The 14,709-nt window shown below is 30.9% G+C and carries 15 protein-coding genes and 1 pseudogene; 9 read left to right on the plus strand and 7 right to left on the minus strand.

Features of this window, described 5'->3' with window-relative positions; translation table 11 throughout:
• The first annotated feature begins 11 nt into the window (after nucleotides 1–11).
• Nucleotides 12–488, plus strand: a complete 477-nt coding sequence (locus RCH18_RS05395; protein ID WP_326935733.1) for a DNA-deoxyinosine glycosylase — start codon at nucleotides 12–14, stop codon at nucleotides 486–488.
• Between the two features lies 1 nt (nucleotide 489).
• On the opposite strand, the gene RCH18_RS05400 is transcribed toward RCH18_RS05395, so the two are convergent.
• From RCH18_RS05400 to RCH18_RS05415, 4 genes are all read right to left on the minus strand, one after another.
• Nucleotides 490–1,005, minus strand: coding sequence for a DinB family protein (locus tag RCH18_RS05400; RefSeq protein WP_326935734.1), 516 nt, complete (start codon nucleotides 1,003–1,005; stop codon nucleotides 490–492).
• A 10-nt stretch (nucleotides 1,006–1,015) separates the two neighbouring features.
• On the minus strand, nucleotides 1,016–3,601 hold the full coding sequence (locus RCH18_RS05405; RefSeq protein ID WP_326935735.1) for a phosphoenolpyruvate carboxylase: 2,586 nt from the start codon (nucleotides 3,599–3,601) through the stop codon (nucleotides 1,016–1,018).
• A 103-nt stretch (nucleotides 3,602–3,704) separates the two neighbouring features.
• Nucleotides 3,705–4,184, minus strand: coding sequence for an Lrp/AsnC family transcriptional regulator (locus RCH18_RS05410; protein ID WP_035672404.1), 480 nt, complete (start codon nucleotides 4,182–4,184; stop codon nucleotides 3,705–3,707).
• Nucleotides 4,185–4,261: 77 nt separating this feature from the next.
• A complete protein-coding gene (locus RCH18_RS05415) occupies nucleotides 4,262–5,416 on the minus strand; it encodes a M14 family metallopeptidase (RefSeq protein WP_326935736.1) in 1,155 nt (384 codons plus the stop codon).
• 309 nt (nucleotides 5,417–5,725) lie between these two features.
• Between RCH18_RS05415 and RCH18_RS05420 the strand changes: the two genes are divergently transcribed.
• Nucleotides 5,726–6,199, plus strand: a complete 474-nt coding sequence (locus tag RCH18_RS05420) for a helix-turn-helix domain-containing protein (protein WP_326935737.1) — start codon at nucleotides 5,726–5,728, stop codon at nucleotides 6,197–6,199.
• Between the two features lie 35 nt (nucleotides 6,200–6,234).
• On the opposite strand, the gene RCH18_RS05425 is transcribed toward RCH18_RS05420, so the two are convergent.
• Nucleotides 6,235–6,789: a 1-acyl-sn-glycerol-3-phosphate acyltransferase gene (locus tag RCH18_RS05425; RefSeq protein ID WP_326935738.1), complete on the minus strand. Its 555-nt coding sequence runs from the start codon at nucleotides 6,787–6,789 to the stop codon at nucleotides 6,235–6,237.
• Between the two features lie 61 nt (nucleotides 6,790–6,850).
• On the opposite strand from RCH18_RS05425, the gene RCH18_RS05430 reads away from it, so the two are divergent.
• The 3 genes from RCH18_RS05430 (at nucleotide 6,851) to RCH18_RS05440 (ending at nucleotide 8,238) form a co-directional block, all read left to right on the plus strand.
• Complete coding sequence (locus tag RCH18_RS05430) at nucleotides 6,851–7,516, plus strand: spermidine synthase (protein ID WP_326935739.1); 666 nt, start codon at nucleotides 6,851–6,853, stop codon at nucleotides 7,514–7,516.
• 51 nt (nucleotides 7,517–7,567) lie between these two features.
• On the plus strand, nucleotides 7,568–7,732 hold the full coding sequence (locus RCH18_RS05435) for a hypothetical protein (RefSeq protein WP_326935740.1): 165 nt from the start codon (nucleotides 7,568–7,570) through the stop codon (nucleotides 7,730–7,732).
• A gap of 119 nt (nucleotides 7,733–7,851) precedes the next feature.
• Entirely contained in the window at nucleotides 7,852–8,238 is a 387-nt protein-coding gene (locus tag RCH18_RS05440) for an ion channel (protein WP_326935741.1), read from the plus strand.
• A 38-nt stretch (nucleotides 8,239–8,276) separates the two neighbouring features.
• On the opposite strand, the gene kdsB is transcribed toward RCH18_RS05440, so the two are convergent.
• Both kdsB and tnpA read right to left on the minus strand, forming a co-directional pair.
• Nucleotides 8,277–9,002, minus strand: coding sequence for a 3-deoxy-manno-octulosonate cytidylyltransferase (gene kdsB, locus RCH18_RS05445; RefSeq protein WP_326935742.1), 726 nt, complete (start codon nucleotides 9,000–9,002; stop codon nucleotides 8,277–8,279).
• 505 nt (nucleotides 9,003–9,507) lie between these two features.
• Nucleotides 9,508–9,961 (minus strand): annotated as a pseudogene (gene tnpA / locus RCH18_RS05450) (IS200/IS605 family transposase).
• Nucleotides 9,962–10,817: 856 nt separating this feature from the next.
• Between tnpA and RCH18_RS05455 the strand changes: the two are divergent.
• The 4 genes from RCH18_RS05455 (at nucleotide 10,818) to gndA (ending at nucleotide 14,701) form a co-directional block, all read left to right on the plus strand.
• Nucleotides 10,818–11,705 (plus strand): AraC family transcriptional regulator, encoded by an 888-nt coding sequence (locus tag RCH18_RS05455; protein ID WP_326935743.1) that lies wholly within the window; start codon nucleotides 10,818–10,820, stop codon nucleotides 11,703–11,705.
• Between the two features lie 266 nt (nucleotides 11,706–11,971).
• Nucleotides 11,972–12,538: a 6-phospho-3-hexuloisomerase gene (gene hxlB, locus RCH18_RS05460; RefSeq protein ID WP_326935744.1), complete on the plus strand. Its 567-nt coding sequence runs from the start codon at nucleotides 11,972–11,974 to the stop codon at nucleotides 12,536–12,538.
• 42 nt (nucleotides 12,539–12,580) lie between these two features.
• The gene (gene hxlA, locus RCH18_RS05465) at nucleotides 12,581–13,222 is read left to right on the plus strand and encodes a 3-hexulose-6-phosphate synthase (RefSeq protein ID WP_326935745.1); all 642 of its coding nucleotides are present in this window, start codon (nucleotides 12,581–12,583) and stop codon (nucleotides 13,220–13,222) included.
• Nucleotides 13,223–13,294: 72 nt separating this feature from the next.
• The gene (gene gndA / locus RCH18_RS05470; protein ID WP_326935746.1) at nucleotides 13,295–14,701 is read left to right on the plus strand and encodes an NADP-dependent phosphogluconate dehydrogenase; all 1,407 of its coding nucleotides are present in this window, start codon (nucleotides 13,295–13,297) and stop codon (nucleotides 14,699–14,701) included.
• Nucleotides 14,702–14,709: the final 8 nt, after the last annotated feature.

Below are 14,709 nucleotides of genomic sequence, written 5' to 3' on the forward strand. Positions count from 1 at the left end.
AATAAAATGATATGATTCATTCTTTTACGCCATTTGTACATTCAACTTCAAAGATTTTAATTTTAGGAACAATGCCTGGCATAACTTCTTTAGAAAAACAAGAATATTACGCGCATCCAAGAAATCATTTTTGGAAAATTATATACACTCTTTTTGATTGCTTACCAATATCAACGCATTTCGAAGAAAAAATAAAAGTGCTTCAAAATAATAATATTGGATTATGGGATGTTTTGCAACACTGCGAAAGAAAAGGCAGTTTAGACATGCATATTAAAAACCATCAGGAAAATGATTTCGAAACTTTATTTATTACATTTCCACTAATAAATAAAATAGTTTTCAATGGCAAAGAAAGTCATAAATTTTTTCTCAAAAAATTTGGACACATTAAAGGCATCACTTATTATGTGATGCCTTCTACAAGTCCTGCAAATACTATGTCTTTCGAAAAGAAATTGCAACAATGGTCCGTATTTTTAGAGTAAATTAGAAATACCTTTCTTCAAATACTTTTTGATGGTGTTTTTGATGACCAATCATTATAAAACCAATAGCACGAACAGATACACCAGCATTTGAAGCCATTCCCATTCTTTCTAATTGAACGTTTGAAAAGCTTTTAAACAAATAAATATTAGAATGCCTAACTGCCGAAAATTCAGTTAAAAGCGCTTGAATGCTTCGGCTATTAGCGTCAGTATTGTCTATATAATCATTTTCATCAAATCCTGGCAGTGGCGTTTTATCATTTCTAGAGATGCGAAGAGCGCGATAAGCAAAAATACGTTCTGTATCGATCACGTGTTGAATAATTTCTTTGATAGTCCATTTTCCTTCGGCATAGCGATAATCAAACTTATCCATAGGAATGTTTTGTACAAAGCGAATAAAATCGTGTAGCGAAATTTCCAACTCCTCCAGTAATGTAACCTCTTCTAATACATTTATGTATTTAAAGTAGTATTCTGCATATTCTTTAATGGGCAATTGTGATGCATTCATTTTTTATTTTTTAAGCGGAGTTTCTACTCGCATTAGTATTTCCAAAAAGCGATCGCATAACTATTTTTTCGTATATTTTTATTAATTCATCATTTACGATTGCTTCCTTATTTAATTCATTAATTCTTAATAGCGCATATTGTTGTATTGTTATCAAAGGCAATACGATACGTTCTCTTATTTCAATAGAAGCTTTACCATCCGCATAGTTCTCCATAAGTGTTTGATGACCTGCGATTTTTAATAATAAACGTTTAGTTTCTAAAAATTCATCATAAATAATTTGCCAAAATTCACCAAATTCGGGATCTTTTTGCATATACGCCGTCAATGGAAAAAATGATTTTGCTAACGACATCATACTATTTTCTAATAGGGTTTTAAAAAACAAGGAGCTGTTATATAAATCTTGAACTTTATCCCATTGTCCATTTTCCTCAAACTTTTTTAAAGCAGTTCCAACACCAAAAAAACCAGGAACATTTTGCTTTAATTGACTCCAAGAACCCACAAAAGGGATCGCTCTTAAATCAGCAAAATCTAAACTGGCAGATTTACTTCTTTTTGAAGGTCGACTTCCAATATTGGTCTTAGCGTAGTATTTTAAGGTACTCATTTGTTCTAAATAGGGAATAAATTTAGGATGATTTTTAAAACTTAAATACTTTTCATAACCAACACCGGCTAACTGATCTAAAATGGTCTTTTCATCACCAGATAATTCATTCTCTCCTTTACTGAATACTTGATTTGTGACTCCAGCACTCAACAAATTTTCCAGATTATAACGGCAGGAATCTAAAGTACCAAAATTAGAACTAATTGTTTGTCCTTGAACAGTAACTTGAATTTCATTGTTCTCAATTGTTGGTCCAAGAGAAGCATAAAATTTATGCGTTTTACCACCACCGCGAGCTGGCGGACCACCACGACCATCAAAGAAAATTACTTTTATACCGTACTTTCTTGAAATTGCTGTTAATTCTTCTTTTGCTTTATATATACTCCAGTTTGCCATCAAGTAACCACCATCTTTAGTCCCATCAGAGAATCCTAGCATTATCGTTTGCTTATTCTCTCTGTTAGTTAAATGTGCAGCATAAGCAGGATTAGTATAAAGCTTTTCCATGATGGTGTGTGCATTTTGTAAATCATCAACAGATTCAAAAAGCGGAATGATATCAACTTTGGGATCTTCCCAATTGCTCAAGCGAAATAATGCAAAAGTTTCCATCACATTAAGTGCACTTTCATTATTACTAATTATATATCGGTTTGCACCAAATTCGCCATTCTTTCCTTGTATGGCTTTAATTGCTTGAATAGATTCTATAGTTAGTCGTGTCAATTCATTTTCAAATACAGCGGGATCAAGATTACCAGTAGTTTTTGAAAGAATTTGAAACTTGTCTTCATCTGATAGTTCAAAATAGTTTTCAGGGAAAACAGTTGAATTATTTTTTAAATAATAATCGACCACGTCGTTAAAAACCGCATCATGGATTTTACTGTTTTGTCTAATATCTAAAGAGGCAAAATGAAAACCAAATAAATTGACTTTGATCAATAGCGCATCTAAATCATCGAGATACAAAGACTGATGCTGATCTATTATAATTTGCTTTATTTTATTTAATTGCGCTTTAAATTCACTTAAAGTGATATAAATTTCTCCTACAGAGTAAAAAACAGAACGATATAATTTTTGTTCTAGTTCGTTTATTAGATTATTAACGCCTGAGAAGGTTAGCTTTCTTTTTAATTTTCTAATTTCAATATAGTAGCATTTTAAAATAGAAGTTCTTAAACGCTCCGCTACTTTAAAAGTAATTTCGGTAGTTACAAATGGATTTCCATCTCTATCGCCTCCAGGCCAAAAACCAAGCTGAATTATTGGATTATTGATGGATTGCCCATCAAATATATTCTTTTGCAAATAATGCACCATTTCACCCGAAGTCTGGTAAAATACGTTTTCAAGATACCATATCAAACTTACTGCCTCATCATAAGGATTTGGTTTTTCATTTTGAATAAATGGAGTTTTACCTAACTGCGCTAGTAATTGTTTAATGATTAACAAATCATTATTCCGAATGGCAATAGTTAAATCATTGATAATTCCTAGAACAGCTCCTGGATAAAATTGAGTAGGATGTGCCGTTAAAACTGTTCTCACATGAAAATCTTCTAAAAACTCAATTAATTCTTCTTGCTTATTCTTTGCATCAGATTTCTCTTTTATATCTCGAAGTGAACCTCTTCCCTCCATATTGTTAATCACCAGAAAAGCGGCGTCTTCAATGGCGTCAAATAATACAATTTGGCGTTCGATATACTGAATAAATCGAAACATGATATCTATTTTATCTTCTTCTGTAGCATCTTGAAGATAACGTTTAGCAAAGAAATCTACAATCTCTTTAGGTGTTTCTTGTTTTTTAAAACCAGCATCACAACTTTCTGTAAATAATGGCAGTAAAGCTCCTGTGTTGTCTATAGAATCAAAAGGAAGTGTGATAAAAACACTATTGTAAATATTGTATTTAGACAAAACATCCTGATTAAACCGTTCAATTTTAGGTAATGTGTACATCTTGTGGTAATTATAGTTGTTGTAGTTAGTTAGTTAATTTTTTAAAAAAAAACCTCAAGAATTAACTTGAGGTTATATGGTTATATATCGCGATCAAGAGTAGTTACATATTTTTAAAAATAGTATGCATCAAACGCTTTTTATCGTTAATGCTTTCTTCTAACGAAATCATAGTTTCAGTTCTATATACACCTTCAATATCATCGATCATAAAGATTACATCTTTAGCATGCTTAGTATCTTTAGCTCTAATTTTACAAAAAATATTAAATTTACCTGTCGTAACAGACGCAACAGTTACATAAGGTATTTCATTGATACGTTCTAAGACAAATTTTGTTTGAGAAGTATTATTCAAAAATACACCAACGTATGCTATAAAAGAATACCCTAATTTATCATAATCAAGGACTAATGAAGATCCCATTATTATCCCTGCATCCTCCATCTTTTTCACCCTCACGTGCACAGTACCAGCTGAAATCAAAAGTTTTTTTGCAATATCTGTAAAAGGAACTCTTGTGTTATCAATCAACATATCTAGTATCTGGTGATCTACTTCATCTAAACGAAATTTACTCATAACTCTAAAATTAATATTTTTAAATGCTTTAACAAAGTATAAAATTATGAATAAATAATAAATAAAAGACTAAAAAACTACATTTTTACCATTCCATTAGTAACTTTTATGTTTTTACCTAAACAAAAATCAGCTTTTTGATCCAATTTCGGAATATCTTTCTCACCATCTGTATAAAGGTGATTTTCAGCATCATATTCAAAATGACCAAAATATTGTTCTAATTCTCCTATTTTAGAAATGTAAGCATTAAAACAAATTTGATTTTCAATTAATTCTTCTTTGTATTGTGCTGCAAAATTGGTGATTTTTTCAATACCATCATAATTTATTTTGATGTTTTTATAAATATAGTCATAAAAAACGACTTTATTTTGAGGAATATTCAAATATTTATCAATTCCATTAACAACTATAACGTTTTCGTTTATGTATTTAAAACTTGAAACTAATGCCATAAAAACAAATTTACGCGTTTCCTCTCGCTGATAATCATCTTGAAAATGGCCTGCTTCAAATAAAATAGTGGGTACTCCCAAGCTTTGAAACATATCACCAATACAATTTATATTAAAAGAGTCGTCAAAACGCCCAATTTGATTTGGCAAATAATTTTGTAATTCTCCATTAACGGCTGCAATGACTTCTATAGCACTTAATCTGGTTTCATTTATCGCGCGCTCTTCATTATAAGAAGGAGCAAGAAAGGACAGAGTTGCTGGCTTACCAGAATCACCAACACCAAAAATAGTGCGTTGATCATGAAGATTAAAACAATAATTCGGTTTAAATTCATCAAATATCTTTCTCAAAATCTGACTTTCAGGCTGTGAGAGGTTTAGTGAATCTCTATTAAGATCAATATTATTAGCATTCTCTCTAGTGTATAAAATGGCTCCATCAGGATTTAGCATTGGAATACTAAAAAAAGTAAAAGTTTTTAAAAGTTTTTCTGCTAATGAAGATCCGTTTTTTAATAGATTAAAAAAATCAAACAGCGCTTTTGTAGTGGTACTTTCATTACCATGCATTTGTGACCATAAGTAAATCTTAGTTTTTCCAGTTCCTAATTCATAAGAATATATAGGTTTTTCAAGCACAGATTTTCCGATCACTTTTAGCTGATTATTGCTATTCAATTTTTGTAAAAGAGGTTCAATAGATGGTAATGTAATGTAACGTCCGCTTAAAGAATGTTCTTTATTATCTAAATATAACTTTTGTAAATTCATACTATTTATTTTAATTTACAAAAGTAAACATCTTTGTATTTACATTTGTAAACAATTAATTTTGACAATTATTTAATAATGTAAATTATCTTATCAGTAATTGTTTGCTGTTCAATAGGACTAGTGATTACAATTGTAATGATAATATTATTTAAAATTAAAGTGTTGATAACCATATCTTTGTATTTAACTACCTATAGTAATTATTTAATATATAAATATTATATTTGATAATTTACAACTGTAATTTAGGTTTTGTGATTTGATTTAATTACATTTGTAAATAGATAAGTTTTAAAATAATTTACAATGGTAAACACAGAAGATTTTGTAAAAAGATTGGAAATAATCTTAGATTATTATCATTTAAATGCCTCCACTTTTGCAGATAAGATAGGTGTACAACGCTCGAGTTTGTCTCACCTTTTATCAGGTAGAAATAAACCTAGTTTGGATTTTGTGCTTAAAATATTGGATGTTTTTCCAGATATTGATTTGTACTGGATTTTAAATGGAAAAGGTACTTTTCCAAAAACCGAAGAAAATAATGTAATATCCACTGCTGCTAAATTGGAACCTCAAAAGATTACCCCTGTTAGTGAAATTGCAGAAAACAATAATATAGATTTATTTTCTGAAAATCAAAGTACAAATTCAACTGGTTCAATTGCAGCAAAAAAGATAACTAATCAAAATGTTGACTCACAAAATAAAAATGAGGAAGTTGATAAAATAGTAATATTTTATAAAAATGGAACTTTTAAGAGTTATCGTCCCAGCTGATAGTATCAGTTCATAAAGAATGAACTCTTTGTAAATTAATTAAAAATATATCCATTTTCCGAAATTTTACCTTTTACACCAATAAAATTTTTTTTCAAAATATTTAAATCAGCTTCTAAATTATTTGTTGGTAATAGTGGTTGTCCTAATCTTACTTCTTTTTTTCCAAAATCGAATGCTACTGTAATTATTGGAACATTTGCTTTTAAAGCTATATAATAAAAGCCCGTTTTTATTTTGTTTGCATTTTTTCTTGTTCCCTCTGGAGCTACAGCTAATCGAAAAATCTCTTTTTTATCAAAAATAGCTGCTACAGCATCTACCTTATTCATTCCTCCACTTCGATCTAGTGGTTCGCCTCCCATATATTTAAAGTACCAGCCAAAAGGAAAACGAAACAACTCTTTTTTACCCACGTAATTCATCTCAATCTCTGTGATTCCTCTTGTGAATATTCCCAAATAAAAATCATGTGCGCTAGTGTGTGGCATTACCATCATAATACATTTCTTTATACTTGGATTAATAGTTCCTACGATTTTCCAACCCATGAGCTTGAAAAATATAAATGTGTATAATTGTTTCTTCATTACCTTATTATTTATCGCAAAATAAATAATTAAATCCTATTTTTGATTAAATGTGTTAGCAATGCTAAAAAAATTATTTAGTTATTTTATTCCAATAAAAATATATCAAGTGAATTCCGCCATAAGTAAGTCTATTGAGGTTACTTGGGCAAATGGTGAATTAGTTTTAGATTCTGAAAACACAAATTATTCTTATGGTAGTTTACAGCGTATTTTACGATTAGGTTTAAAAAATATTGGATTCGATAAAATAAGCTCGATGAATCATATTTTAGTTTTAGGCGTTGCTGGCGGTAGCGTTATCAAAACTATTGTAGATGAAATTAACTATAAAGGTAAAATTACGGGAGTTGAAATAGATCCAGAAATTATCACAATAGCTGACACCTATTTTAAATTAAATGAAATTAAAAATTTAGAAATTGTATGTGATGATGCTTTTGAATTTATTTTAAAATCGAAAGAAAGATATGATCTAATTATTGTTGATGTCTTCCAAGATACTATAATGCCAAATTTCCTTTTTGAAAGTTTTTTTGTAAAAAGGATTTGCTTTCTTTTACAAAAAGGCGGTTTTATATTATTTAATACGATGATATTAAATGACAATCATAACAAAAGAAATAAAGAGTACGTTACTCAATTTACAGATTCTAACTTTACTATCAAAACCATAGCTCGTATTGAACAGCATAACGAACTAATTGTAATCGAAAAATTGTTTTGAAAGATTTATATATTAAAAAATTAGGCGTCAACTAAATAATAATATTTCTAAATGAAAAAAAAGATAAAGAAACTCTTTTTAGGAAAAAGTTCCGAAGGTGTGCAACCACGTTATAATCCTATCCAAAAAAGGATTCGGAATATTGAGTCTATATGGAACAATGAGCATCAAAATGATAATGGTATCGAAAAAATCGTGAGGTTGATATTTGCGTAGTCACATTTTTTTTTCAGGTATATATTAAGTGTTTTGCTAGTAAAAAAGGTATTGAATACTAAGATTTAGCCTCAGATTTTTATGTTTTACTAAAGGTTGTATTTTCATTATTGATTTTAATGAATCAATGGCAACATCACGATTGGATCATCTGGATACTTATTTATCTGTTTTTAGAAACTCTTTTCTATAATCCTACTCTAATTTTTGCTTCAGATAAGTTTGGAAAACCACGTTCTTATAAAAGATCGATGTTATTACTATTTTTTAATTATATAGAAATAGCTTTTGAATTTGCTACCTTTTACTCCGTTGGTAATTATTTAAATAAAGAGTTTACGCACTGGTTTGACCCTATTTATTTTAGTATTGTCACATCTTCATCAATAGGCTATGGTGATCTTTATCCTGTGAATCCTATTGGAAAATTCCTAGTAACGACACAATTCCTCACTATTTTTATTTTTTGTTGTCCTTTTTTTGAATTTTTTCTCTACAAAAATTAATACTAAAGGCTATTTTGATCACGATGATATTGACTAAGTTAAAGTAGTTTTTGAGCTTTTTCTAAATCCTCTGGCGTATCAATACCTATTCCTATATGGCTAGTTTCAACCATTTTTATACGCTTTCCATATTCTAAATAACGTAGTTGCTCTAATTTTTCGGATGCTTCCAGAGATTTCATTGGTAAACTATAAAAATCAAGTAATGCCTGTTTTCTAAAAGCATAAATACCTATATGCTGCATATAACGAACACCTATATTTCTCTCCCTTGGAAATGGAATTACGGAACGAGAAAAATAGAGAGCAAACTGACTTTGATCTATAACAACTTTTACATTATTAGGATTATTAATTTCTTCCTCTGTTTTTATTTCTCGCATCAACGAAGCTAAATCAACTTCACTAGTAGAATCTTTCTTGAAAATGTCAATTAGTTGCTGTAAAGGTTCGGCATTAATAAAAGGTTCATCACCTTGCACATTAACAACAACATCTACATCAATATCTTTAATAGCTTCGGCAATGCGATCACTTCCTGATTCATGTTCTTTTATACTCATACTTGCTTTTCCGCCATTCGAAATAATTTCATCAAATATTAAATTTGAATCGGTTACTACAAAAACATCATCGAATAGATTTGTTTTAATGGCGGCTTCGTAGGTTCTTAAAATCACGGTTTTCCCCCCTAAATCTTGCATAAGTTTTGCTGGAAATCGAGTGGATGCATATCGTGCGGGTATGACTGCTATTATTTTCATTTTTATCCGGAATTGCTGATGCGCTAAGATAATATGATTTTTTTATTTTACTAATAATGCGTTTGGTTTTCATCGGTTAATTCTATAATGAATTCTTTTTTATTTTTATTCTTACAATAAAGCCGTAAAAATCAAGTATGATCCCAAAACTGCAACTATTTTGCATTGTATTAATATCACTAAAAATCATAAAGTAAAAAGTAATTAGTAACGTACAATCTTTCAAAAATAATTCTTTTTATCAATAATCAATGCACCTCGCCTAAAAACAATACGAATTAATGAATGTAAAATTACCTTTAGGTTTATTAAAAACATTACTATCTGTTTATCAGTTCTTATTCCTTTTAATCAGCACAAATCTAAAAATAGAGAACAGAAATATGTGGCTGTCTTGATGGTCAAGCCCAAATATAATCGTAAAAAATATCCTATTTTAATTAATAAACCATTAAGGACTGTAAGTCCATAGAATTGGTTGGCAGACTTAAAGTCTGCACGGCTGCTATTCGTCAATTATTAAGTTGTCATTATTATTTTTATTCGGGTTTCTGTGATCTTCCAAAAATTGATTTACCATTATATCTGTGATATTACACGTACTCCAAACATGAAAAACCTATTGTCCAAAAATGAGGCCTCCAATATCTTTTTTTCAGATCCAGGAATTCAATTTTTAGTTTTCTTAAAGAAAGCTCTTTCAGTAATTTAACTAAAGTGCTTACATACTGGGAAGGTCGATATTCAATATACATTTGGACATGATCTTTTGACACTATTCTTTTTAATATCTGAACGCCTTCCCCTTCATATATTTGTATCAAAATAGTTTTGTATCTCATTTTAATATCTCCGTGCAAAACTCCATATCTGTACTTTGTAACCCAAACTATATGAATTTTTAATCTTAATACTTTATGTTTATTTGTTATTTGACAATTGGTATCTTTTACGTACAATATTTGAGGCTATAAGCGAGGGGCATTAAAGTGAATAATTTTAACTGTTTTCAAGACCAGTAAATCTAAAGTATTTATGATTTTATACACAATTAAAAATTTCAATATTGCCCAAGTGTAGAGAACCAAATGTGATTTCCTTTCGAAAAAAATATTTTATTAGGGAATTACTGGCTCTAATTATACCCTAAATATTTTTTTTATATCTTTTTTGAAACTAAGAATTGAAATAAAAACTGCTGAAATATGTTCTTTTCGATCGCTTGAGTTATTAAAAAATCAAGGTTTTATTTAAGTTAAATTTAACTTCTTTACTGTTTTTTTAGAACCTTAAAAAACAAAAGTAGGATACAATTAAATTGAAATTATTTTTTATTAGTGTACGTGTTCTTGTTTCACTTTTTACCACTTTCTTTCTGATTCTTAATTAATTTTTTTTGTTTAACTGATATAAAATAACCAATTACATTTATCCGATAACTGGTGTTCCATTTACATTGGAATCGAGTATTTAATTTTCTTATTTTTCCTATAAAAGTGTCAAATAAAATTCCTTTTTACCGACTTAAGAAAAGTATTAAATCCATTTTTAGCCTAATTTTAGGCTTTGTTATTTTCTGACCATTAAGAAAAGTCTATCTTTGGAAATAACTATTTTACGTAAATTTATTGCCATTTCATTTTTCTATTATTATTAGTTAATCATAATTATAATAACAAAATGCGAGCAGGAAAATAATTTTATTGAATTTAATAAATTATCGTTGCGAGTATTACTACACACAATATCCAAATGAACGTGATTGCTTGGAATTTTTGATTTGAGCGCGCAGTGTACCTATATAAAAAATAACCTATGTACTTAAAGAGGCTTGAGATCAAGAAAAACATTCAAAAAACGGATGATAAAAATTTGTCGTTTCGGGTTTTTGACCTTGAGACGGCAAGTATTCAAGATTATTTTCAACCACATAAAAAAGATCATTTTTGTATTATTGTAATTGAGTCTGGAAATATTAAAGTACATATTGAGGATAAAACATATTTATTAAAATCAGGAAATATCTCTATTATATTTCCGGATCAAATTCATTTTTTTTCAAATTTGAGTACCGATTTGGTTGGCAAAATTATATTATTTGAAGAAGTATTATTTTGCTCGGATATATTGAAAAATGAACTCAGTGCTTATAATGTTAATCTATCGGTACACCTTAATAATACTGCACTTTCTGGTCCAGAATTTAAAAAAGTCCTCCCAATTATAAAGAACATACAAGATATTTACAACGCCCCAAGCCTTGTTAAAAAAGAACAGGCTCGTTTTTACATCAAAATTTTTCTTTTAGGACTTATAGAATCAATACACGGCCAACATCCCGTTTTACATCACGACACGCAAGGACCAAATCAAAATATTTATATAGCTTTTAAAAAACTTTTAAACCATCAATATAAAAGTGAGCGCAGCGTGCAATATTATGCATTAAAACTTTTTGTTAGTACAAAAAAACTTAATGCTCTAACTAAAAAATATTCTGGCGAAACCGCAATAAATGCAATTCATAACCGCATTCTTATTGAAATTAAAAGACAATTATTGTTCTCTGATCACTCTCATAAAGAAATCGCATTTGATCTTGGATTTAGTTCCCCATCTGCACTTAATAAATTTGTAAAAGCAAAATTAAAAGAAACGCCAACCGACCTTCAAAACGGATTGGCGCAAATTTATACCGCATAGTCTTGTATATATAACATTACTCCCTCCCTTCAGATATATCTTTGTATCAGTAATTATTACGAATCAAATGTATACAAACTACTATTTCAAAATAGTTATAATAGGATAATTATCCCGTTTGATTATACACATGGGAATCACAAATATAAATGTATCCCGTAATAAATAGTTACTGCATAAAATTGCATTTTAAATTACCCAATTTTAATAGTGTGATAATTTGACTGATATAATGAGCGGACGGCCTTATTTAAAAATAAAACAATATGAACACAAATATCTTGACAAACAACAATTTGCTTGCTATTCTAGAGGAAAATAGACAACTGGCAAATCAGGTGAATCCACAACAGCTAAAAGTTTTGGTTCACGAAATAAAAGTAGCCAAACGAATTTTTGTTATGGCTGCTGGGAGAAGCGGACTTGCATTAAAAATGGCGGCTATGCGTTTTATGCATTTAGGGTATACTGTTTTCATTGTAGGGGAAACGAATACACCTGCTATATTAAAAGGAGATCTGCTACTTCTAGCATCTGGTTCAGGAACTACTTCTTCCGTACTTTCATCGGCTGAGAAAGCTAAGAGTCAACAAGCTACAGTTATTGCTATTACTGCTGATGCAGAAAGCAAATTAGCAAAATTGGCAGACAGTATCATACTAATAAACGCAGCAACAAAAACAGACTTCGGTGTTTCCGTTTCTAAGCAATATGCAGGCAGCCTTTTTGAACAATTTACATTATTTATCCTGGAAGGTGTTTTTATGACCCTATGGCAAGAATCAGGTTTGACCAAAGAAGCACTATGGCCCAAACACGCCAACCTAGAATAACGATTTTTTTTATATTATTAATTTTTTTTTATACATTTAGACATGACAAAATTACAAGTCGCAATTGATTTACTTACAACAGAAGCCGCATTAGAATTAGCACACAAAGTAGCACCTTACGTAGATATTATAGAATTAGGTACACCGCTCATTAAAGCGGAAGGTTTAAAAGTTGTTACTGCAATGAAAACAGCTTTCCCTGACAAATTAATTTTTGCAGATATGAAAATTGCAGATACTGGTTTCCTAGAAGCAGAGATTGCATTTTTAGCAGGTGCAGATTTAGTAACAGTTATGGGTGCTGTAGATAATGCTACTATACAAGGAGCGGTGCAAGCTGCAGAAAAATACGGTAGAAAGGTAGTAGTTGATACTATTGGAGTTAAAAACAGAGTGCAAAGAGCTCAAGAAGTAACTGCTTTTGGAGTTGCTTTTGTAGAGTTACATGCTGGTCTTGACGAGCAAACATTAGCAGGATACTCTGTACAAACACTTATTAGTGAAGGAAAATTAGCAAAAGTTCCGTTTTCTGTTGCAGGTGGCGTTAGCATCGATACAATAAAAGGCGTTGTAGCTGCTGGTGCTGATGTAGCTGTCGCAGGGGGTGCCATTTATGGTGCTGAAGACCCAGCTGCTGCTGCTAAAGCATTAAAAGATGCTATAAACAGTGTAACTGTAGCGTAATTGATGGATGAAGGCTGGAATTTATAAATTAATTCCAGCCTTTTTTTGCAATAATAAATTTAGATACTAATTATGAAAACATTCGATTTTGGTATAGTTGGGCTAGGGGTCATGGGTCGTAATCTGCTGTTAAATATGGCCGACCAAAAATATGCTGTGGCAGGTTTGGATTTGGATACGGAAAAAGTTTTATCCCTGACACAGGAATCTAATTCCCAACAACATATTAAGGCCACAGCAGAAGTGAAAGAGTTTGTAGAACTTCTAAAACAACCAAGAGCTATAATGGTATTAGTTCCTGCAGGTAAGCCTGTGGATACTGTCATTCAAAGCCTACTTCCCTACTTGGATAAAGGAGACATTCTTATCGACGGTGGAAATACCTATTTTACGGATACCGACCGTAGATTTACAGAATTATCATCCAAAGGGATCCATTTTTTTGGAATGGGTATCTCTGGTGGTGAAAAAGGAGCACGATTTGGTCCGAGCCTTATGCCTGGCGGTAATAAAGAAGCCTATGAAAGACTACGGCCTATTTTTGAATCCATAGCGGCCAAAGTGGATGGGGAACCTTGTGTAGAATATTTGGGCAACGGATCTGCTGGAAATTACGTAAAAATGGTTCATAATGGAATTGAATACGGTATCATGCAGCTTATTTCAGAGATATACGATCTTATGAAACGAGGGTACGGCCTAGACGATACAACCATTCAAAAAGTATTTGAAGACTGGAATGATACCGAACTTCAATCCTATTTAATTGAAATTACAGGGCATATTTTAAAAAAAACAGATGCTGACGGCCAGAGGCTAATAAACGTAATATCCGATTGGGCAAAATCTAAAGGAACCGGAAAATGGACTTCTCAAAATGCGATGGACTTAGAAGTACCGTTACCCACCATAGACGCTGCGGTTGCAATGCGTAATATGTCGAAAAACAAACCGGAAAGAATTGAGGCTTCTGCGAAATTAGTTTGGGATGCAGAACAAGATAACACTAATCTACCTTCGGCTGTAGAAGCACTAAGAGGAGCTCTACATTTTTCTATATTAATAACCTATGCACAAGGATTAGCATTGTTAACTAAAGCTTCACAAGAGTATAATTATGACCTGAACCTTGAAATCATTGCTAAGATTTGGCGCGGTGGTTGTATTATTCGCTCTGTCGTGCTTGAGGATTTCCGCCAAGCTTACGCCAAAAATAGTGGACTAAAAAACATATTGCTTGATGATACTATCGCGAAGGCAATAAATGAGAATCAATCTAGTGTTAGGTCTACGGTACAATTCGCAGTTCAAAAAGGGATACCTATTGCGGGCTTAATGAATTCTTTAGCTTATTTTGATGCTTATCGATCCGAAAAACTTCCTACTAGTCTTATACAGGCGCAGCGTGACTATTTCGGGGCACATACTTATGAGCGCATTGATACGAGCGGTAAATTTCACACAGAGTGGAATGACTAAATTTTAAA

The sequence above is a fragment of the Flavobacterium sp. PL11 genome, from assembly GCF_035985025.1.
In the GTDB taxonomy this organism is placed as follows: Bacteria; Bacteroidota; Bacteroidia; order Flavobacteriales; family Flavobacteriaceae; genus Flavobacterium.